Genomic DNA, 21103 nt, shown 5'->3' with positions numbered 1-21103 from the left:
TCCGTTACTGCGGCGATTTATGAGGCGATTCCGCTTGACCTTTGGGGCTGCACTCTGTTGAACCCACCGGGTGTGTTTCACTGCTCAAGGTGGCTGTCCCCGATGGACGATCAGAATAAGAACCTCATCCTTGCAACTGCGCTCAGCTTTTTGGTGATCCTTGTCTGGTTCGTCCTGTTTCCACCGCCCGAACCATCGGTGACACAGGATGAGGCTGAAATTACCGCCCTTGAAGGGGACGAGGTGCAGACACCCAGTGCCACCAGCACTGTTGGTGAAGCAACCGCAACCACCGAAGAGACTCTGCCAGAGGAACAAGCCCCTCGGGTGCAAATCGACACGCCCCGCCTGGAGGGCAGCCTGTCCCTGTCGGGCGGGCGGATCGATGAGCTTTTCTTGAAAGACTACAAGGTTTCGATCGAAGAAGGAGCGCCCATTGTCGAATTGCTGTCTCCGGTCGGGTCGGAATCAGCATATTACGCCATTTATGGTTGGGCCCCAGGCGCAGGCTTGGCAGGTGCTGACGTTCCCGGCCCCAATACACTATGGACATTGGAGCAGGGAGAGAAACTGGGTGTAGACAGCCCCATCACGCTTGCCTGGGACAACGGCAATGGCCTGACCTTCCGCCGGATCATCTCGGTCGATCAGGACTACATGTTCACCGTGACCCAATCGGTCGAAAACGCGACCCAGTCCGAGGTGGGCATGGCTCCTTATGGCATTCTCGCCCGGCACGGTATTGGCGAAGATGGTGATCTTCCGGGCCTAAAGAATTTCTTCATCTTGCACGAGGGCGTGATTGGCATGTCGGATGGCACACTGTCCGAGGTCGATTATGGCGATGTCCGCGATTTCGATATCGACCCGAATGAAAGGGCCCAGGCCGAGGTCTATCAGGTCAAGGAAGATGGATGGATCGGATTTACCGACCATTACTGGATGACCACACTGATCCCCGAACCCGGGTCAGCTTTCAAAGCAGCCGCCAAATACGACTCGCGCCGCAAAATTTATCAGACCGAGACGGTCCTGCCGACACTGACTGTCGACCCAGGTGAAACCGCCGAGGTCACGACCCGCCTGTTCGCCGGTGCCAAGGAATGGGAAGCCATTCGTGAATATCAGGCTGAAGGCGTGCAGAAATTCATCGACAGCATCGACTGGGGCTGGTTCTTCTTTCTGACCAAGCCGATCTTCTGGCTGCTGCACAACATCAATGCTCTGATCGGCAATATGGGCTGGTCCATCATCGGCCTGACCTTGATCATCAAGGCAATCCTCTTCCCGCTGGCCTTCAAATCCTACGTCTCGATGGCGAAAATGAAGGAACTGCAGCCGCAGATGGAGGCGTTGAAAGAAGCCGCAGGAGACGACCGCCAGAAGATGCAGCAAGGCATGATGGAGCTTTACAAGAAAGAAAAGGTAAACCCGGCCGCTGGCTGTTTACCAATCCTGATGCAGATTCCGATCTTCTTCTCGCTATACAAGGTGATCTTCGTCACCATCGAACTGCGCCAAGCCCCCTGGTTTGGCCCGTTCCAGGACCTCAGCGCGCCGGATCCGACCTCGATCATGAACCTGTTCGGCCTGTTGCCCTGGGCTGGCCCACAACCGGAAACGTTCATGGCGCTGATCTTCATCGGCATCCTGCCGCTGTTGCTGGGTATCTCGATGTGGCTGCAGCAAAAGCTGAACCCGGCACCAACCGATGCGACGCAAGCGATGATCTTTGCCTGGATGCCTTGGGTGTTCATGTTCATGCTGGGCAGCTTTGCCAGCGGGCTGGTGGTGTACTGGATCGCGAACAACACGATCACATTCACCCAGCAGTATCTGATCATGCGCAGTCAAGGCTACAAACCTGACGTATTCGGAAACATCAAGTCTGGCTTCAAGCGCACCCCAAAGACGGATGACAAATGAGCGGAACAGTAACCGCTTTGTGGCGGCACCCGATAAAAAGTCACGGGCGCGAAAGCCTTGATTACATCACCATGACCCCCGGGCAGACCATGCCCGGGGATCGTATTTGGGCGGTTGCGCATGAGGCATCCAAAGCGGATGGGTCGGAATGGGTACCCTGCAACAATTTCAGCCGCGGCGCGAAGGCGCCTCAGTTGATGGCAATCTCAGCGCATCTACAGGGTGACACGGTCACGCTGCGCCATCCCAACCGCCCCGATCTGAGTTTTGAGCCCGACACGCAACAAGACAAATTTCTGGACTGGGTGAGGCCACTGATGCCGACAGACCGGGCCGCCTCGGCCCGCATCATCCGCGTTCCCGGTCGCGGGATGACCGATAGCGATTTCCCATCGATCAGCCTGTGCAATATGGCCTCTCACCGTGCGGTCGAGCAGAAATTGGGCCGTGATCTTTCGATTGCACGTTGGCGTGGCAACATCTGGTTCGATGGCCTGCCACTGTGGGAGGAATTCGACTGGCTGGGCCGCAATATACGAATTGGCGAGGTGATCTTTCACATCCGTGAACGCATTACGCGTTGTTTGGCCACGACGGCCAACCCCGAGACGGGTGAACGCGATGCCGATACGCTGGGCGCGCTCGGCAATTGGAATCATCAGGATTTCGGGGTCTACGCTGAGGTTCTGCAAGGCGGCAGCATCCGCCCCGGCGACGAGGTACAGGTACTGTGACCGCTCTTCGTTTTCCATTGGCCGAATCCCCTGACGCATTCGCAACAGAAACCGGGCGCAAACTGTTTTCCGGACCATCCGAGTTCGTCAAAGGCGTGGTCGCCATGGACGGCCTGCCCGCACCTGACCGGCTGGAAGTCTGCTTCGCAGGGCGCTCAAACGTGGGCAAGTCCAGCTTAATCAACGCGCTGACTGGGACCAAAGGGCTGGCGCGTGCATCAAACACGCCGGGCCGCACACAAGAGATCAACTTTTTCACTCAAGGACCTGAGCTCTATTTGGTTGACCTGCCGGGATATGGTTACGCCAATGCGCCGGTCAAGGTCGTCGAAAAGTGGCAGCGGTTGCTGAAAAAATATCTCAGCGGCCGTCAAACCCTGCGCCGCGCCTTTGTGCTGATCGACTCGCGCCACGGGGTAAAGCCGGTCGACGCAGAGATTATGAAGCTGCTGGACACCAGCGCTGTCACGTTTCAATGCGTTCTGACCAAAGCCGACAAGGTAAAATCCAACGACCGCGAGAAAGTGCTGCAGCAGGTACGCAGTGCGCTTGCCAAACACCCTGCAGCCTTCCCCGAGATCGTGTTAACATCATCGGAGAAAGGCGACGGAATTCCCACCCTGCGCTCGATCATCGCGCATCTGGAATAGCTTGGCTCTTGGCAGCACCGTTCAAAGACCCTAACACGGGTGCCCAAAGGGACCTCAGCCATGAAGACAAGAGATATGAATCGGGATTGGATCGCCACAGCAGCCACCTTGAACAGCGCCCTGCCCTACCTGCAGCGCTATGACGGGGCCATCGTTGTTATCAAGCTGGGTGGACACGCCATGGGCAGCGACGAGGCGATGGAAAGCTTTGCGCGCGACGTTGTTCTGATGCGGCAAGTCGGTGTAAACCCCGTCATAGTGCATGGCGGCGGTCCTATGATCAACGCCATGCTGGGCAAGCTGGACATCCAGTCGGAATTTGTCGGCGGCAAGCGTGTGACCGACAAAGCCACTGTTGAGGTGGTCGAGATGGTTCTGTCCGGCCTTGTAAACAAGCGTATCGTACAGGCGATCAACGATCAGGGCGGCTCGGCTGTGGGTTTGTCGGGCAAGGATGCAAACCTGATGATTTGCGATCAGACCGATCCATCGCTGGGATTTGTGGGCTCACCGTCCAAGATGAACCCAAAGGTTCTGCATGACCTGTTCTCACATGACGTGATCCCCGTGATTGCCCCGCTTGGTGCGGGCCAGAATGGTGAAACGTTCAACGTCAACGGCGATACCGCGGCTGGCGCGATTGCCTCGGCACTTAAAGCAGATCGCCTTCTGCTGCTCACTGATGTTTCAGGCGTCAAGAATGCCGCCGGAGAGGTCGTGACCGAACTGAAAGCCGGTCAGATCCGTGAGATGACGCTGGAAGGCACTATCGCGGGTGGAATGATCCCCAAAACAGAAACCGCGTTGGACGCGCTTCATAGCGGTGTTCGGGCAGTGGTAATACTGGACGGGCGCGCGCCAAATGCGGTGTTGCTCGAACTGTTTACGGAACACGGTGCCGGATCCCTGATCCGCCCGGATTAACGCCATAGTGATCTTCGACATCTTGCACCGGGCATTAACATGCTCGATTGTGAATGTATGGAGAACGAGCCCCTATTTCGCCTAAGCGTGTTTTTGATCCTGTTTGTTGTGTTTGCGGCGGCAGAGACAATTGCGCCAAAACGCTTACGTACTTGTCCGCGAAAAAATCGGTGGCTAACCAATCTATCAATCACTGTTTTGAACACACTGATGCTCAGGACTATGGCGATTGGGTTGCCCTTATTGGCCGTTGGCGCTGCCATTTATGCCGGGAAAAATGGATTGGGCGTTTTTAATTGGCTCGCTTGGCCAGGGTGGGTTGAGCTTATTCTGTGTTTGCTGATTCTGGACTTTGCAATCTGGCTACAGCATCTGATTACCCACAAGGTGCCAATCCTTTGGCGGCTACATCGTGTGCATCACGCCGACCGAGACATGGACGTCACTACTGCAGTCCGCTTTCACCCTGTTGAAATCGCGTTGTCCATGATCCTGAAAATCGGGCTAATCTATCTGCTCGGCGCCAGCGCCCTGGCTGTGATCCTGTTCGAGATCCTTCTTAATGGCACAGCGTTGTTCAATCATTCAAACTTGAAGCTCCCCCTTGCCGTTGACGCTGTGGTACGTAGGGTTCTTGTGACACCCGATATGCATCGCGTACATCATTCGGTATTCCGAACAGAGCATGACAGCAATTATGGCTTTGCACTGTCTATCTGGGATCGGATGCTGGGGACTTACATCGCACAACCTCGGGACGGGCACGAACAAATGAGCGTGGGATTGGAATGGCAGGACGATCGACCAACAAAACTGGGCTGGAGCCTGGCTCTGCCCTTCCTCCGTCGATGACCTACGCCAATGTCGAACGAGCAGCCACTCAGGTTGGGCTGATAGTTATGGGTGCACAACATCCGCGCGTGTCGGGAGCCAAACAACTGGACGGCGGCACATTGATCCTGCTGGGGACGGCAGGAGCGTTCTGGCCCACTCTGACTGCATCGCCTGAGTGGAGGGATGGTCAACCCGATCCTGTAGACCGATGGTCAAAGCGAGTTATTGGCAAACTGGCGCAGGACCTGTCAGCCGCAGCGCACTATCCGTTTGGCGGCCCACCTTACGCACCATTCATTGACTGGGCACTAAACTCCGGGCGCACGTTCAGCAGCCCGGTAGGGGCACTGGTGCACGACACTGTGGGAATGATGATTTCATTCCGTGGCGCTTTGCATTTCACTGGGGAATTTACGATCCCGCACAACTTACAGCAATCCCCATGTATTGAATGCCCCGCCCCTTGCGCAACCACCTGTCCAGTAGAAGCGCTGAATACGCACAGCTTCTACGATGTGGCCGCCTGCAAAGGATATCTGGGTACTGAATCTGGACAAGACTGCTTGAACGATGGGTGTATCGCGCGGCGCGCCTGCCCTGTCAGCGCAGGTGCCGAGCGTCAACCCGAACAGTCGGCGCATCACATGAACGCCTTTTTTCGATCATGACCCGAACTCTGATTCTGACCCGCCATGCGAAATCCAGTTGGCAAGATCCATTTGTCCAAGATCACGACCGGCCACTAAACAAACGCGGACGAAGGTCGGCTCCTGCGATCGGCCGCTGGTTACAAAGCAATGGTTGGCTACCAGATGAAGTCATCAGCTCAACAGCACAACGCACGCGGGAGACATGGAACCGGTTGGGGCTAAGCGCATCAAAGCTCTCCTTTACCCCCGGCCTCTACCTTGCCGGGCCCGATCAAATGTTTGAGGCGCTTTCGTCGGCTTCGGCAAAGACCGTGCTCATTCTAGGCCATAATCCCGGTATTGCAGAGTTTGCACATCGATTAGTACGCCAAGCCCCGAACCATCCGCGATTCTACGATTATCCGACTGGCGCAACGACAGTCATCCACTTTGAAGCACCAGATTGGGCTTCGGTTCGTTGGGGAAGTGGTGAAGTCCTTGGATTTAAAATCCCACGCGAATTGCTGGAATAAAAAAAGGCGGGGTAAACCCCGCCTTTCTGATCTTCTGGTCTCGGTTCAATGACCCAGAATTTGGCTTAGGAACAGTTTGGTCCGCTCGCTCTGAGGGTTGTTGAAGAACTCTTCCGGTTCGTTCTGTTCCACAATCTGGCCTGCGTCCATAAAGATCACACGGTTGGCAACCTGACGTGCAAAACCCATCTCGTGGGTCACACACAGCATGGTCATGCCTTCCTCGGCCAGTTCTATCATGGTGTCGAGCACTTCTTTGATCATCTCGGGGTCCAACGCCGATGTCGGTTCATCAAACAACATGATCCGCGGCATCATGCAGAGCGAGCGGGCAATCGCCACACGCTGCTGCTGACCACCCGAAAGCTGACCGGGATATTTCAGCGCCTGATCCGGGATCTTCACCTTTTCCAGGAAATGCATCGCGCGTTCTTCTGCCTCTTTCTTGGGCGTTTTACGTACCCAGATCGGGGCCAGCGTGCAGTTTTCCAGAATGGTCAGATGCGGGAACAGGTTGAAGTGCTGAAACACCATGCCAACTTCGGACCGGATCTTGTCGATGTTCTTGAGGTCATTCGACAATTCCGTCCCATCCACAACAATCGTGCCTTGCTGGTGCTCTTCCAGTGCGTTCAGGCAGCGGATCAGGGTGGACTTACCCGACCCGGACGGCCCCGCGATCACGATCCGCTCGCCTTGATTGACGGTCAGATTGATGTCGCGCAGTACGTGGAAGGATCCGTACCACTTGTTCATGTTGTTGATTTCGATGGCGACCTCGTCGCTCACCTGCATCTTGGTGCGGTCGATTTCGCGGTCAATTGCAAGTTCAGACATATGTTGAACTCCTTAATGATGATCCGTGGCAAGGCGACGCTCGAGCCACTGGGAATATTGAGAGATGCCGTAGCAGACGACGAAGAACAGAAGCGCGGCAAAGCCCAGAAGCTCCCAATAGACGCCGTTCCATTCGGTCGACGCCAGGATGGGACCCCGGATCATGCCCACCAGATCGAACATTGAGATGACCGAAACCAGTGTGGTGTCCTTGAACAGGCCCACGGCCACGTTCACGATACCGGGGATCGATATCTTCAATGCCTGCGGCAGGATGATAAGCCGCATCGCCTGCGGGTAATCCAAACCAAGACTGTCTGCTGCCTCGTACTGTCCACGTGGAAGCGCTGCCAGACCACCGCGGATCACCTCGGCGATATAGGCGGCTGAGAACATGGTGATCATGATCACAACGCGCAGGAACAGGTCGACCGTGCTGTCAGGCGGGAAGAAATACGACAACATCACCGAAGCCACAAACAGCAGTGTGATCAAAGGCACACCACGGATGAATTCGATGAAGATGACGCAGACCCACTTGATCAGCGGCATGTTCGACTGACGGCCCAGCGCAAGTGCGATCCCTAACGGGACAGACAACGATACGCAGGCCAAGCCCAGCATCATGTTGAGCATGAAGCCACCTAGATCGCGGCTGGGAACAGCGGAAAGCCATGCCCCCTCGGACGCATCCTCTGGGATCAATGCACCGCCAAGCTTCCAGACGATCAAGGCAACGATAATGGCCCCGAAGAATCCAGCGGCAAAACTGTTCTTCCCGAGCTTCTGAAAGACAGCACCCGCAGCAACGCAGCCAAGTAGGGCAACGAAGGGTACCAAGATCGTGCCACCCCATATCAGCCAGAAGGCAATAAAGGGATAGAGGGCTGTAAAGATCAGGAGTTTGCGCGGTAGGTCGAAGAACAGGACCGGTGCAACCGCCGCTAGCATCAGTACGAATGCCAGATTAGGCCGCCAATACGCATCGGTAGGGTATTTGAACCCGTAGATAAGCTGAGGCCAGCGTTCGGTCAGAACCGCGAAACACGCACCTGTTTTACCGGCGAGAATCTCTCGGCATTCCGCAAGCGAGTTCGCGTTCCACACTCCATTCAGGATCCATGGCAACGTGTTCTTCAGAAGCACATAGATCAACATCAGCGACAGGACAGTCAGGATTGTATTGGTTGCGCCAGAGAAAAGATTCTCTCGCAACCACTTCACAATACCCGTCTGGTTCGCTGGTGGTGGCGACGGAGGAATGGTGCCATCGGCCACAAAGGCGATCGGGTTTGTTGTTTGATCAGCCATGGCTCAGCGCTCCTTCAACTTGACGGATGCGTTGTAGACGTTCATCACCATTGAGATCAGCAGCGAAGCGGTCAGATAGAACAGCATCAGCAACAGAACACACTCGATCGCACGACCGGTCTGGTTCAGTGTGATGCCACCCAACGTTGCAGTGATATCCGCATAGCCCACGGCAATCGCCAGCGACGAGTTCTTGGTGATGTTCAGATACTGCGAAATCAGCGGCGGGATGATCACCCGCAGCGCTTGCGGCAGGATCACCAGATTCATGATCCGCCCCGGGCGCAAGCCCAGTGCAGCTGCAGCTTCGGTTTGACCTTTCGAGATCGCCTGAATACCCGCGCGAACGTTTTCCGCGATGAAGGCACCGGTATAAATCGACAAGGCAAACCACAAAGCGATCAGCGGGCCGCCGATTTTGATACCACCGCTGAAGTTAAAGCCCTTCAGCTCGGGAATGTTCCAAGTCAGACCCATCACCGCCATCAGCAGCGCAAAAGGCACCAGCCAAACGGCCAGTTTCACAAGGCCGGTTTTCGGACGCTCACCAGTTTGTTCCTGCTTCAGCGTGGCGCGTTTTTCGATTTCGCGAGACGCAAACCAAGAACCGACCAAAAACACGATCACTACAACCCAGTTCAGAATTGTGGCGCTGAACAAGCCATTGGCGAATTCCGGACGCGGGATATAGACACCACGGTTGGTGAAAGCGAACAAGTCAAACAACATGCTGGATGTTGGGTTATCGCCGCGGAAGGCTCTGGGCCCTGGCAATACTGCCGTCATGATGGTGAAGATGATGATGATCCAGATCAGGACCGGGATGTTCCGGAAGATCTCGACATAGACGGCCATCAACTTTGACACGAGCCAGTTATTCGACAGGCGCAATACGCCCGCTATCACACCAAACACCGTGGCTGTAACACAAGCCAGAACAGCGACAAGCAGCGTATTGAGAATACCAACAATAGCTGCGCGCCCATGCGAAGACTGGCTGTCATATTCAATCAAACGCTGGTTAATGTCGTACCCCGAAGGGTCGCCTAGAAATGTGTAGGAAATGTTGAGGCCGGCGGCCCTGAGGTTCTGGATCAGGTTGTTGCCAAGATACCAGATGGAAAGCGCAATAACGACGGCCGCAATCACCTGAAATGTCAGTGAGCGATAGCGGGTGTCGTTTATGAGCATAGACAACCGAAAGTCAGCTTTCGGTGGGTCAGTCATAGTTGACATATTTAGGAATCCCCGTGCTTTTCGAGCGCTTCATTGTCGGCGGGGTTCTCCCCACTCTTGAGCAACTCGTAGCATTCTGATGAGAAAAGGGCGCAGGTTGCCCTGCGCCCTTTCCAATGGATTTTAGCGGAACGGCGGCGAATACAGCAGGCCACCTTCGGTCCACTGTGCGTTCAGGCCGCGAGCCAGACCAATCGGAGTTTCTTCACCGATGTTCTTGGCGAAGACTTCGCCATAGTTACCACCAGCTTTAATCGCCTTGGCGGCCCAATCAGCGTCCAGACCCAGCATTTCGCCCAGAGTACCTTCGGTACCCAGCAGACGGTTCACTTCGGGGTTGTCACCTGCGCCGGCGCTCAGCTCATCGATATTGGCCGAGGTCACGCCCAGCTCTTCAGCCGAAACCAGAGCGTTCAGAGTCCAGCGGACAACGTCGCCCCACTCGTGATCGCCGTGACGGACCAGCGGGCCCAGAGGCTCTTTCGAGATGATTTCGGGCAGCAGGACGTGGTCACCAGGGTTTTCGAACGTGGCGCGAGTAGCAGCCAGGCCCGATGCGTCAGTGGTGTAAACGTCACATGCGCCAGCCAGATACTGCTGCTGTGCTTCGGCGTTGGTTTCGATCGGAACCGGCTCATAGCTGATGTTGTTCGAGCGGAAGAAGTCCGCCAGGTTCAGCTCGGTTGTGGTGCCGGTCTGGATACACACGGTTGCGCCGTCCAGTTCCTTGGCCGAGCTTACGCCCAGCGCTTTGGGAACCATAAAGCCCTGACCGTCGTAGTAGTTCACGCCGACGAATTCGAACTTCAGGTCTACGTCGCGGCTGAATGTCCAAGTGGTGTTACGAGCCAGCATGTCGATCTCACCCGAAGCCAGCGCGGTAAAGCGAGTCTTGCCGGTGGTCGGAACAAATTCAACAGCGCTTGCATCGCCCAGTACAGCGGCTGCAACAGCACGGCACAGTGAGACGTCAAAGCCCTGCCATTCGCCATTTGCGTCGGGTGCAGCAAAGCCGACCAGACCGGTGGTCACACCGCAGTTCAGCTTGCCGCGTGCTTTGACATCGTCAACAGTCCCCGCCGCAGCTGCGCCAGCAGCCAGGCCGGCAATGGTTGCCATGCCCAAGATTACGGATTTTTTCATTTTTACCTCTTCCTGATTTTCCATCCCTTTATGGGACGGTTCGATCCAGCACTATACGCGCCAGAAAGGTTACCCAAAAGGTGTCTCCCCTTTAGTGGCCCGAGTTTGGGCGTATTCATCAACAAACGTCAAGGGCTGGATCAGGGAAAACGATTGATCAATTTGGGCAAAAAGGGGCGCAAAATCACGATTTGAGCTCAAAAAGTCTCAGATCGAGATGTCGAAGAAACGCTTGGCATGCAAAAACGCTGCTTTTTTTACTTCGGCTGCAGCGTGTGCCTCATCATCATGACCCCACTGTTCGATCTGCCACAGCTCATCCAATCGGGAAATATGCCAGATCTCATCTGGCGCTCGCCAATCCAAAGCCGCAGCAAATCCAAGAATCAATGATCCGGACAGACTGACAAGATCGTGAAACGCCGCCAACTGAAAGGCATTGAGCGCATGCACCCGGTCGCGCAACGTTTGCAGCGTTTCTGCGTCTTGCGGTTGATGCACCACGCCCACGCGCGAAATTAATCGTGCGCCCAGTGCGTCGGCAGCCCAATCCAAAACGGGGTCCCAATCGTTTGCCTGCCGGTTTTGCAAAGCCTCGGGGTGCGTCGCCCGATAGCACAACAAATCCGAATCGCCATAATCTGCCAGCATATCAGCAACCTCACCATGCTGATGCTGCACCTTGTCGATCGCCGCGTTGGCCGAACGGGTGAAAGGCATCGTGGTCGGATCGACCTCTTTTTCCTGCGCATCCCATTCATCGGCAATGGCCTGCGCCATGGCATGCGTGGGAAGGACCAACGCAGCTTTTGCCGGTGTCTTGACACGACGACCATCCAACTCAACCGTGTAACCGTTGTCAATCTCAACGACCGCGCCTGAGGTCCAGAAGCGTTTTGGTTTCCAGTCGCTCATACTTTTCAGTCCCAGATGTTGGCCAGTGTAACTGGCAATTCTTCGAAGCTCTCGATCACGTATTGGGCAGCGCTCAGGGCTGATCGATCATGGTATCCCCAGCTTACTCCGATCCCTGCGACCTGCGCGGCAGCAGCCATTTCCATGTCAAAACTTGTATCGCCTACCATGACCGAATGAGCGGCCCCCACGCCGGTTTCAGCCAGCGCCGTTTCGATCATCGATGGATGCGGTTTTGACGGGTGATGATCGGCCACCTGCCGAGTGATGAAATATTGCTCCAACCCATGCGCCTCTAACAGCGCATCCAGTCCGCGCTTGGATTTCCCGGTCGCAACCCCCAGCAGCACCTCGGGCATATCATGGAGTGCATGAATTACTTCCCGAGCGCCTGGATAAAGCGGAGAGCTGGCTGCGCCCTGCTCTAACCGTTGCGCGTGATAGGCCTGTTTGTAGCCATCAACCAGCGCGTTCTGCGCCAGATCGGACTGATCCGGCGCAAGATGTGCCATCGCATGAGGCAGAGACAAGCCAACGATGGATAGGATTGCGTTTCGGCGCGGCACTGGCAAAGACTGTGCCTGAAAGCTGGCAGTCATCGCCGAAACGATGGCGCCCTGACTGTCGACAAGCGTGCCATCCACGTCGAACAGAACCAACCGTAAGGGCGCACTCATCGCAGCTGCTCGAACGGATCGTCGGATGCCAGATCCTCGGTCCAGCCGAGCGTATCCCAACTGTGTTTCATGTGTTCTGGCAATGGGGCTGTGATCGTGATGGGTTTTCGTGTTTCCGGATGCTCAAATGACAGGCTACGGGCGTGCAGATGAAGTTTCTTGCTGATGATGCCGCCCAGCTGAGCCCCCCAGCCATCGCCGAGGTTTTCCTGCCCCGAGCCACCGTATTTTCCATCTCCGATGATAGGGTGGCCGATCGCTGCCATATGCGCACGCAGTTGATGTGTCCGGCCGGTTACCGGCTCCATTGCAACCCATGCGGCCCGGCCCGCCACTCGGTAGAGCGTGGCATAGAGCGTATGCGCGCGTTTTGCGCCAGGCGTATCGTTCACTTCGCTCGGATGAACAGCGATCATCTTCTCGCCTTCGCCCTGTTTGCCATGCCCCGGAGCCTTGACCAGACCGGTTTTGATCTCACCCAGATATGGCGTCGGCACCCCTGCAACGAGCGCCCAATAAATCTTTTGGGTGTTGCGATGCCGGAACGCTGCGGTCAGCCCCTTGGCGGCTTCGCGCGTGCGGGCCATCAACAGCACCCCAGATGTGTCCTTATCCAACCGATGCACAAGGCGCGGGTTCTCATCGCACCCAAAGCGCAACGCTTCTGACAGGCTGTCCACATGGCGCGTCTGACCGCTTCCGCCCTGTACCGGCAGCCCATGTGGTTTGTTCAGCGCCAGCACGTGATCGTCCTTATAGATCACGCAAGACCGGATCATCTTTGCGTCGGCGTCCGAGACACGGTGCTTTACGACTGCCGGCTTATGGTCCGCATCCGGTAGCGGGGGCACACGCACGGACTGCCCGACCTCTAATCGAGTCGCGGCTTTGACCCGCCCGCCATCAACGCGCAGCTCACCCTTGCGACACATCTTCTCGATCCGGCCTTGGCTGACATGGGGAAACAGCCGGCGCAGCCAACGATCCAACCGCTGTTCGCCATCGCCCTCAGCTACGGTGATCACCTGTACGCCGCTCATGCCATTGCCCCTTTTTCCGCGCGGCTGATCCGCCCGGATTGTGCTTGTTTCAGTGCCTTAGAAATCATGCGCGTCTGTCGCGCGCATCGGGTGCAGAGTCAAGCCTAGCCCGGATTGCGCTGCGTTCTCAGTTTGGCAAAGTACTCCAACCGTTTTTTTAGTTCTCGCTCAAAACCGCGCTCGACCGGCTGATAGAGAACCGGGCGCTTCATATCATCCGGGAAATAGTTCTGACCCGAGAACCCATCTTCGGCATCGTGGTCATAGGCGTAACCTGCCCCATATCCCTGATCCTTCATCAGCGATGTCGGTGCGTTAAGAATATGTTTGGGCGGCGGTTCACTGCCCGATTGTTTTGCCAACCGCATCGCTGCCTTGTACCCCACATAAGCCCCGTTCGATTTTGGAGCGAGCGCCAGATACACCAACGCTTGTGCCAGTGCCAATTCGCCCTCGGGCGAGCCCAGCCGTTCGTAGGTTTCCCAGCTATGAAGACAGATTGATTGCGCCTGCGGATCGGCCAGCCCGATATCCTCGACCGCCATCCGCGTGATCCGGCGTGCCAGATAGCGCGGGTCTTCACCCCCTGTCAGCATCCGCGCGAACCAATAGAGCGCCGCGTCGGGATCCGAGCCGCGCACCGATTTGTGCAGGGCCGAAATAAGGTTGTAGTGCTCGTCCCCCGATTTGTCGTATTTCGCTGCCCGCCGCATCAGACGCGTCGACAGCGCATCAGAATCCAGTGCGGTTTCCACGGTCCAGGCGGCAACCTGTTCGATCAGGTTCAACAGCGCGCGCCCGTCGCCATCCGCCATTTCCTGCAGCGCTTCGCGCGCCGCAGGGGTTAGGGGCAAGGCACGGTCCAGCTCTTTCTCGGCCCGTTGGGTCAAGCGTTCAAGATCAGCGAGGCTGAGACGTTCCAGCACCAGCACCTGAGATCGGCTGAGCACCGCTGCGTTCAATTCGAAGGACGGGTTTTCGGTGGTCGCGCCGACCAGAAGGATCGTGCCGTCTTCCATATGCGGCAGAAACCCGTCCTGTTGGGCTTTGTTGAAGCGATGGATTTCGTCAACGAACAGCAAAGTGCCCTGCCCGTTCTGGCGGCGGATCTTGGCGGCTTCGAACACCTTCTTCAGATCCGGAACACCGGTAAAGATAGCACTGATCTGTACGAAATGCAGATCAGTTTCCTGCGCGAGCAACCGGGCAATTGTCGTCTTACCTACGCCCGGAGGCCCCCAAAAGATCAGGCTCGACAGGCTTCCAGAAGCCAGCATCACTCCCAACGGAGCATCCTGGCCCAACACTTGTTCCTGCCCGATCACCTCGGATAAGGATTGCGGACGCAACCGATCTGCTAGCGGTCTGTGCGGCGAAGCCGTGGGTTCGCTCGACCCTGTATCAAACAGATCATTCACGGATCACATCCGGAACCGCAATGAGATTGTCCGCCCACCGCGTTCAATTTGAACCTGAAGCCGGCGACCCGGGTCGGTCAGAACCTGAACAACATCTTCTGGCACGTCAATCTTGCCGCCGTTTATAACCTCAAGCACATCCCCTGCACGCAAGCCCGCCCGTGCGCCGTATTGTCCGGGATCGACGACAACAACACCTGTTTGAGACAGCTTCAATCCCAGACGCACAATGACCGCCGGATTGACTCCGGACACTGTAAGCCCTGGCAGCGCGGTATCTTCGCCCAAAGTCGTCTCGTTCGCGGCAGGCGTTTCGGGCGCTCGGATCAATGCAACTTCGATATCAGCACGCTCCTCACCCCTTAGCCGTGTCAGCACGGATTTGCCGCCCACCCCGGCAACCACCATGCGAAACTTCATCTCGGCTGGAGAATTCACCTCATCCCCATCCACATGCGTGACTACATCGCCTACCCGCAAGCCCGCTTCGGCCAGCGGACTAAGCGCATGCAGGTCCGACACCACAACGCCCATCGGGATGACCAATCCCAAAGACTCGGCAATATCCGCGCTCATGTGCTGACCGGCCATACCGGCCCAAGGGCTGACGAAGCTTTCATTCCCTGCCCGCGCCTGCCGTAGAAATTCCGCCACCAAATTCGCCGGAATTGCAAATCCAATACCGTTTGACCCTCCCGACCGGGTCAGAATCGAAGTATTGATGCCGATCAAATCCCCATTCACATCGATCAGTGCACCGCCAGAATTACCGGGATTGATCGCCGCATCGGTTTGGATGAAATATCCACGTGCATTACCCGTCGCCGTGCCGGTCCGCGCCAATCCTGAGATTATCCCTGAAGACACAGTTTGCCCGACCCCAAACGGGTTCCCGATCGCAAGCGCCAGTTCACCTACTTCTACATGATCGGAGTCGCGCAGATGCAGAAAAGGTAGCTCGCCCGCCTCCTCCAGCCGCAGGATGGCAATGTCGCTTTCCTTATCGCCCAGCACAACCTTGGCCGAATACTCACGACGGTCAGTGGTCACCACCCGTATCTCTGTGGCTGTCCCAACCACGTGATAATTGGACACGACATAGCCGTCTTCCGACAAAACGACGCCCGATCCGAGCGAGTTCTGAATACGTTGACGGGGCTCCCCAAACCCCCGACCAAAGAAGTCCTGAAAGAACGGGTCTGAGAACAGCGAATTGGTTCGACCTTCCCGTATAATCTTGGCATAGATATTTACCACTGCCGGGGCAGCTTTCCGAACTACCGGGGCAAAACCCAGTCCAATCTCGGCCTGTGATTGGGGCACTCGCGTTTCAGCTGAGGCAGTCGCAGCCACCACCATCAGGCTTATCACTAGAATACTGCGGATCATGTGACCTCCAATCAGGAATGATCGAAGATATGCGAAGCCCGCGCCATGAATGCAAGAGCCGATGAACTGTGCGACCGCGACTAGCTTAGTCGACACACTGCAGGCATAGGCGTGGCCGACAATTCCCGTATCTGAACCTCAAAACAGAAAAACCTCCGCACGGCTGCCCGAGCGGAGGTTTATTTCCGACCAAATGGTCAGAATTTATTATTCGTCTGCAGCCTCTTCAGCAGCAACGCGGGCTTTATCGGCCGCACCTTTGGCGTCGATGTCACGATCAACGAATTCGATGATCGCCATCGGTGCCATGTCGCCATAGCGGAAGCCTGCTTTTAGGATACGGACATAACCGCCCTGACGCTCGGCGTAACGAGGGCCCAGAACTTCGAACAGCTTGGCGACGTCTTTGTCTTCTTTCAGCTGTGCTGCGGCCTGACGGCGGGCGTGCAGGTCGCCGCGCTTGCCCAGAGTGATCAGTTTTTCAACGATCGGGCGCAGTTCTTTTGCCTTGGGCAGAGTTGTTTTGATTTGCTCATGCTCGATGAGCGAGCCAGCCATGTTCGCAAACAGAGCTTTGCGGTGCTCATGAGTACGGTTCAGGCGGCGATAACCACGTGCGTGACGCATTTTCTAGTTCCTTCTTTCGCGTTTTGCTTTGTCTGGCCGGCGATGCGTGTCACCGGCTCTCCTTGGGGCGGAAGTGCCCATTTCGTCCCCGGATAGTCCCAATTCGGGCCGGGCATTTGGGAAGACGCGCTTAGAACGCGTCTTCGAATTTCTTCGCCAGATCTTCGATGTTGTCGGGCGGCCAGTCCTCGACATCCATGCCGAGGTGCAGACCCATGCCGGACAGCACTTCCTTGATCTCGTTCAGCGACTTGCGGCCGAAGTTCGGGGTGCGCAGCATCTCGGCTTCGGTCTTCTGGATCAGATCGCCGATGTAAACGATGTTGTCGTTCTTCAGGCAGTTTGCCGAACGGACAGACAGTTCCAGCTCGTCCACTTTCTTCAGCAGAAGCGGGTTGAACTCCAGACCATCGTCTTCGTCCTGGCGGCCAGCCGATTCCGGCTCGTCGAAGTTGACGAAGATTGACAGCTGATCCTGCAGGATGCGTGCGGCGAAGGCCAGCGCGTCTTCCGGCGTGATCGAACCGTCGGTGTCGATCTTTAGGGTCAGCTTGTCATAGTCCAGAACCTGACCTTCGCGGGTCGGCTGAACGTCATAGGCAACCTTTTTGACCGGCGAATAGATCGCGTCGATCGGGATCAGGCCGATTGGTGCATCTTCGGGCTTGTTCTTCTCAGCCGAGACGTAGCCTTTGCCGGTGTTGACGGTCAGTTCCATGAACAGATCAGCGCCATCGTCGAGGTGGCAGATGACGTGATCGCGGTTCAAAACCTCGATGCCGGCGCTTTCGCTGATGTCACCTGCGGTGACAACGGCAGGGCCTTTGGCATTGATCGACAGGCGCTTGGGGCCTTCAACTTCCATGCGCAGGGATACGCCCTTGAGGTTCAGGATGATGTCGGTGACGTCTTCACGAACGCCCGCGACCGAGGAGAACTCGTGCAGGACGTTGTCGATCTGAACGCTGGTGATGGCCGCGCCTTGCAGCGAGCTCATCAGAACGCGACGCAGCGCGTTGCCCAGAGTCAGACCAAAGCCACGCTCCAGCGGCTCAGCAACCAGGGTTGCCTGGCGCGCGGGGTCGTTGCCCGGCTTGCCGTCAAGCTGGGTCGGCTTGATCAATTCTGCCCAATTCTTATGGATCATGTAATCCCTCCATTCCTGTCCGCGCCCCATGACCAACAAGGTGCAGACGCCCGAGGTTCAAAATGACGTGCTGGGGCCGTGCAAAAACACGGGCCCCAGCCTAATTCAAAATCGCTTAGACGCGACGACGCTTCGGCGGACGGCAGCCGTTGTGAGCGATCGGTGTCACGTCGCGGATCGACGTAATGTTGAAGCCCACCGCTGCCAGCGCGCGCAGAGCCGATTCACGGCCCGAACCGGGGCCCTGAACTTCGACTTCCAGCGTCTTGACGCCATGGTCCTGCGCCTTTTTGCCTGCGTCTTCTGCAGCCATCTGAGCGGCGTAGGGTGTCGATTTCCGCGATCCTTTGAAGCCCATGGTACCGGCAGACGACCACGAAATGGCGTTGCCCTGTACGTCCGAGATCAGGATCTTGGTGTTGTTGAAGGTCGAGTTCACATGGGCAACGCCCGATGCGATGTTCTTGCGCTCTTTGCGCTTGATGCGAGTCTTATCGCGTGCCATCGGTCAGACCCTCCCTTATTTCTTCTTACCGGCAATGGCCTTTGCGGGGCCTTTGCGAGTACGAGCATTGGTGTGGGTACGCTGACCGCGAACCGGCAGGTTGCGGCGGTGACGCAGACCGCGATAGCAGCCCAAGTCCATCAGACGCTTGACGTTCATCTGAACTTCACGACGCAGGTCACCTTCAACGGTGAAGTTCGCATCGATGTGCTCGCGGATGGCCAGAACTTCGGCGTCGGACAGTTCGTTGACGCGACGGTGCGCTTCGATGCCTACGGCTTCGCAGATCGCTTTGGCCGAGGTGTTTCCGATACCGGTGATATATGTGAGGGCGATTGGTACCCGCTTTGCAGTCGGGATGTTTACGCCGGCAATACGTGCCACGTGTCACTTTCCTTTTTGTTGCGGTTCCGTAACTCCGGAACCTTTTTTCACAACACTTGACCGTGGCAGTGACGCCAGAGGGTCCAGTATTATTCGAGGTGGTCGGGGCATTGGGGACGAATCCCCCATGCGATCTTGATTCCCCTTAGGGATGGGGGTCGATATGGGCTTTTGGCGGTGCCGTCAAGCCCATATTAATATCAGCCAAGAACCGCCTCAATCGAAGCGGTAACTTCCTTGATATCCGCCAGCCCATTCACCGGGCGCAGATCGCCTTTGGCGTAGTAATAGCCAATCAGCGGAGAGGTCTTCTTGTAGTATTCCATCAAGCGCGTGCGCAGGCTGTCTTCGTTGTCGTCAGCACGACGGACGAAGTCATTTTCCTTGCCGCAATTGGTGCATTTGCCATCCGCAGGAATCGGCTTGGTGTTGTCGTTGTAGACCTCACCACATCCGCCGCAGGTTGATCGCGCCGTGATCCGGTCCACCAGCGCGTCATCGTCCACGCGCATCTCGATCACCGTATGCAGCGACTGGCCCAGCTTGGTCAGCAGAGCCGACAGCGCATCGGCCTGTGCCAGCGTCCGAGGGAAGCCGTCAAAGATGAAACCGGCACCTTTTTCGGTGGTCAGTTTCTCTTCGATCAGGCCGATCACGATCTCGTCGGTGACCAGCTTGCCCGAGTCCATGATCGCAGCAACCTTCTGGCCCATTTCCGTGCCCGAGGTTTTGGCCTCGCGCAGCATGTCTCCGGTGCTCAGCTGCACCATACCGCGGGTTTCAACCAGGTGACGCGCCTGCGTTCCTTTGCCTGCCCCCGGGGGGCCGAGAAGAATGATGTTCATCGACGAGCAGCTCCCTTTCTGCCGCGTTTCTTGCCTTTGCCGCGCAGTTGGGACTTTTCAATCAGCCCTTCGTATTGATGCGCCAGCAGGTGGCTCTGGACCTGTTGGATGGTGTCCATGGTCACAGAGACGATAATCAGAACCGAGGTGCCGCCGAAATAGAACGGGATGGCAAACTGGCCCCGCAGAATTTCAGGCAACAGACAGACCGCCGCCAGATAGGCCGAACCCAGAACCAGAACGCGGTTGACCACGTATTCCAGATACTCAGAGGTTTTCTTGCCCGGACGGATACCCGGTACAAAACCGTTCTGCTTTTTCAGGTTGTCCGCCACATCGTCGGGTTTGAACGACACGTTGAACGTGTAGAAATAGGCGAAGAACACGATCATCGAAGCGAAAAACAGCAGGTATAGCGGCTGACCGGGACCGAAGTTCGCCAGCAGCCACGACATGACCGGGCCATTTGTAGCACCCGACGAGAAGGTCGAGATCGTTACCGGCAGCAGCAGCAGCGAGCTTGCAAAGATCGCCGGGATCACGCCCGCCGGGTTCACTTTGACCGGCAGATGGCTGGAGCCGCCTTCATAGACTTTCATACCGGCCTGACGGCGCGGGTATTGGATGTGGATCTTACGCAGGGCCCGCTCCATGAACACCACGAATGTGATCACCGCGATGACCATGATGATCACACCCACGATCACGGCAGGGCTGATCGCGCCGCTGCGGCCACTGGCAAAGAACTGCGCCAGAGCAGCCGGAACCTCGGCGATAATGCCGACGAAGATGATCAGAGAGATACCATTGCCGATGCCGCGTGCAGTGATCTGCTCACCTAGCCACATCAGGAACATGGTGCCGCCGACCAGAGTGATCATGGTCGACATACGGAAGAACAGGCCCGGATCAGTGGCCAGATCACCCGATTCCAGCGAAACGGCCAGACCATAAGCCTGAACGGTGGCCAGAGCCACGGTGCCGAAACGGGTGTATTGGTTGATCTTCTTGCGTCCCTGCTCGCCCTCTTTCTTGAGTTGCTCAAGCGCGGGAACCATCGACGTCAGCAGCTGTACGATGATCGAGGCCGAAATGTAGGGCATGATGCCGAGGGCAAAGATACCCATCCGCCCCAGCGCCCCGCCGGTGAACATCGAAATCATGCCGCCGATGCCCTGCCCCGCCTGCTCCATGAACTCGCGCAGGGCTGCACCGTCAATGCCAGGCACCGGAATGAAGGTGCCCAGACGATAGACGATCAGCAATGCAAGCGTGAACAGGATGCGGTTGCGCAGATCGGTGGCTTTACCAAGGGCAGCCCAGCTTGTGTTGGCTGCCATTTGTTCTGCTGCTGATACCATAAATCGGTCTCTCTTATGAAAACACCGCCCGGAACCGT

General features: G+C 56.8%; 22 protein-coding genes. 7 read left to right on the top strand and 15 right to left on the bottom strand.

The genetic code is table 11. The features are described from left to right. The first annotated feature begins 102 nt into the window (after positions 1-102). From yidC to ACRZ91_RS06590, 7 genes are read left to right on the top strand one after another with little or no spacing between them, the layout of a single operon-like run. Complete coding sequence (gene yidC, locus ACRZ91_RS06620; RefSeq protein WP_480903465.1) at positions 103-1926, top strand: membrane protein insertase YidC; 1824 nt, start codon at positions 103-105, stop codon at positions 1924-1926. Further along, the gene (locus tag ACRZ91_RS06615; RefSeq protein ID WP_480903462.1) at positions 1923-2660 is read left to right on the top strand and encodes an MOSC domain-containing protein; all 738 of its coding nucleotides are present in this window, start codon (positions 1923-1925) and stop codon (positions 2658-2660) included. Before yidC ends, ACRZ91_RS06615 begins: the two co-directional genes overlap by 4 nt. Next, positions 2657-3310 carry a ribosome biogenesis GTP-binding protein YihA/YsxC gene (gene yihA, locus ACRZ91_RS06610; RefSeq protein WP_480903459.1) on the top strand — a complete coding sequence of 218 codons (654 nt, stop codon included), beginning with the start codon at positions 2657-2659 and terminating at the stop codon, positions 3308-3310. The genes ACRZ91_RS06615 and yihA overlap by 4 nt, the downstream gene beginning before the upstream one ends. A 60-nt stretch (positions 3311-3370) precedes the next feature. Continuing rightward, entirely contained in the window at positions 3371-4234 is an 864-nt protein-coding gene (gene argB / locus ACRZ91_RS06605; protein ID WP_480903456.1) for an acetylglutamate kinase, read from the top strand. A gap of 57 nt (positions 4235-4291) precedes the next feature. Continuing rightward, positions 4292-5086: a sterol desaturase family protein gene (locus ACRZ91_RS06600; RefSeq protein WP_480904114.1), complete on the top strand. Its 795-nt coding sequence runs from the start codon at positions 4292-4294 to the stop codon at positions 5084-5086. Further along, positions 5023-5736: a ferredoxin gene (locus tag ACRZ91_RS06595; protein WP_480903454.1), complete on the top strand. Its 714-nt coding sequence runs from the start codon at positions 5023-5025 to the stop codon at positions 5734-5736. The genes ACRZ91_RS06600 and ACRZ91_RS06595 overlap by 64 nt, the downstream gene beginning before the upstream one ends. Continuing rightward, positions 5733-6230, top strand: coding sequence for a SixA phosphatase family protein (locus ACRZ91_RS06590; protein ID WP_480717276.1), 498 nt, complete (start codon positions 5733-5735; stop codon positions 6228-6230). Before ACRZ91_RS06595 ends, ACRZ91_RS06590 begins: the two co-directional genes overlap by 4 nt. A 45-nt stretch (positions 6231-6275) precedes the next feature. On the opposite strand, the gene ACRZ91_RS06585 is transcribed toward ACRZ91_RS06590, so the two are convergent. From ACRZ91_RS06585 to secY, 15 genes are all read right to left on the bottom strand, one after another. After that, positions 6276-7067 (bottom strand): amino acid ABC transporter ATP-binding protein, encoded by a 792-nt coding sequence (locus ACRZ91_RS06585; protein WP_029621560.1) that lies wholly within the window; start codon positions 7065-7067, stop codon positions 6276-6278. 12 nt (positions 7068-7079) lie between these two features. Next, positions 7080-8378, bottom strand: a complete 1299-nt coding sequence (locus ACRZ91_RS06580) for an amino acid ABC transporter permease (RefSeq protein ID WP_170544300.1) — start codon at positions 8376-8378, stop codon at positions 7080-7082. 3 nt (positions 8379-8381) lie between these two features. Next, a complete protein-coding gene (locus ACRZ91_RS06575) occupies positions 8382-9614 on the bottom strand; it encodes an amino acid ABC transporter permease (RefSeq protein ID WP_170478212.1) in 1233 nt (410 codons plus the stop codon). Positions 9615-9737: 123 nt separating this feature from the next. Continuing rightward, positions 9738-10757, bottom strand: coding sequence for an amino acid ABC transporter substrate-binding protein (locus ACRZ91_RS06570; protein WP_010437135.1), 1020 nt, complete (start codon positions 10755-10757; stop codon positions 9738-9740). 207 nt (positions 10758-10964) lie between these two features. Further along, complete coding sequence (locus tag ACRZ91_RS06565; protein WP_480903449.1) at positions 10965-11672, bottom strand: ATP12 family chaperone protein; 708 nt, start codon at positions 11670-11672, stop codon at positions 10965-10967. Between the two features lie 5 nt (positions 11673-11677). Continuing rightward, on the bottom strand, positions 11678-12349 hold the full coding sequence (locus ACRZ91_RS06560; RefSeq protein ID WP_480903447.1) for an HAD-IA family hydrolase: 672 nt from the start codon (positions 12347-12349) through the stop codon (positions 11678-11680). After that, a complete protein-coding gene (locus tag ACRZ91_RS06555) occupies positions 12346-13389 on the bottom strand; it encodes an RluA family pseudouridine synthase (protein WP_480903445.1) in 1044 nt (347 codons plus the stop codon). The genes ACRZ91_RS06560 and ACRZ91_RS06555 overlap by 4 nt, the downstream gene beginning before the upstream one ends. 104 nt (positions 13390-13493) lie before the next feature. Next, a complete protein-coding gene (locus ACRZ91_RS06550) occupies positions 13494-14807 on the bottom strand; it encodes a replication-associated recombination protein A (protein WP_170544307.1) in 1314 nt (437 codons plus the stop codon). A 3-nt stretch (positions 14808-14810) separates the two neighbouring features. Continuing rightward, positions 14811-16196, bottom strand: coding sequence for a trypsin-like peptidase domain-containing protein (locus ACRZ91_RS06545; protein ID WP_480903442.1), 1386 nt, complete (start codon positions 16194-16196; stop codon positions 14811-14813). A 207-nt stretch (positions 16197-16403) separates the two neighbouring features. Beyond that, positions 16404-16823, bottom strand: coding sequence for a 50S ribosomal protein L17 (rplQ, locus tag ACRZ91_RS06540; protein ID WP_480903439.1), 420 nt, complete (start codon positions 16821-16823; stop codon positions 16404-16406). 130 nt (positions 16824-16953) lie between these two features. Beyond that, positions 16954-17970, bottom strand: a complete 1017-nt coding sequence (locus ACRZ91_RS06535; protein WP_010437127.1) for a DNA-directed RNA polymerase subunit alpha — start codon at positions 17968-17970, stop codon at positions 16954-16956. Positions 17971-18085: 115 nt separating this feature from the next. Then, on the bottom strand, positions 18086-18475 hold the full coding sequence (rpsK, locus tag ACRZ91_RS06530; protein ID WP_010437126.1) for a 30S ribosomal protein S11: 390 nt from the start codon (positions 18473-18475) through the stop codon (positions 18086-18088). 15 nt (positions 18476-18490) lie between these two features. Next, complete coding sequence (rpsM, locus tag ACRZ91_RS06525; protein ID WP_008757392.1) at positions 18491-18859, bottom strand: 30S ribosomal protein S13; 369 nt, start codon at positions 18857-18859, stop codon at positions 18491-18493. A 200-nt stretch (positions 18860-19059) separates the two neighbouring features. After that, a complete protein-coding gene (locus tag ACRZ91_RS06520) occupies positions 19060-19704 on the bottom strand; it encodes an adenylate kinase (protein WP_170781602.1) in 645 nt (214 codons plus the stop codon). After that, positions 19701-21065, bottom strand: coding sequence for a preprotein translocase subunit SecY (secY, locus tag ACRZ91_RS06515; RefSeq protein WP_010437121.1), 1365 nt, complete (start codon positions 21063-21065; stop codon positions 19701-19703). Before secY ends, ACRZ91_RS06520 begins: the two co-directional genes overlap by 4 nt. Positions 21066-21103 lie beyond the last annotated feature (38 nt).

The sequence above is a fragment of the Ruegeria sp. O11 genome, from assembly GCF_056535285.1.
The sequence above is the reverse complement of the archived record's forward strand: the minus strand, read 5'-3'. Positions and strand labels throughout refer to the sequence as shown.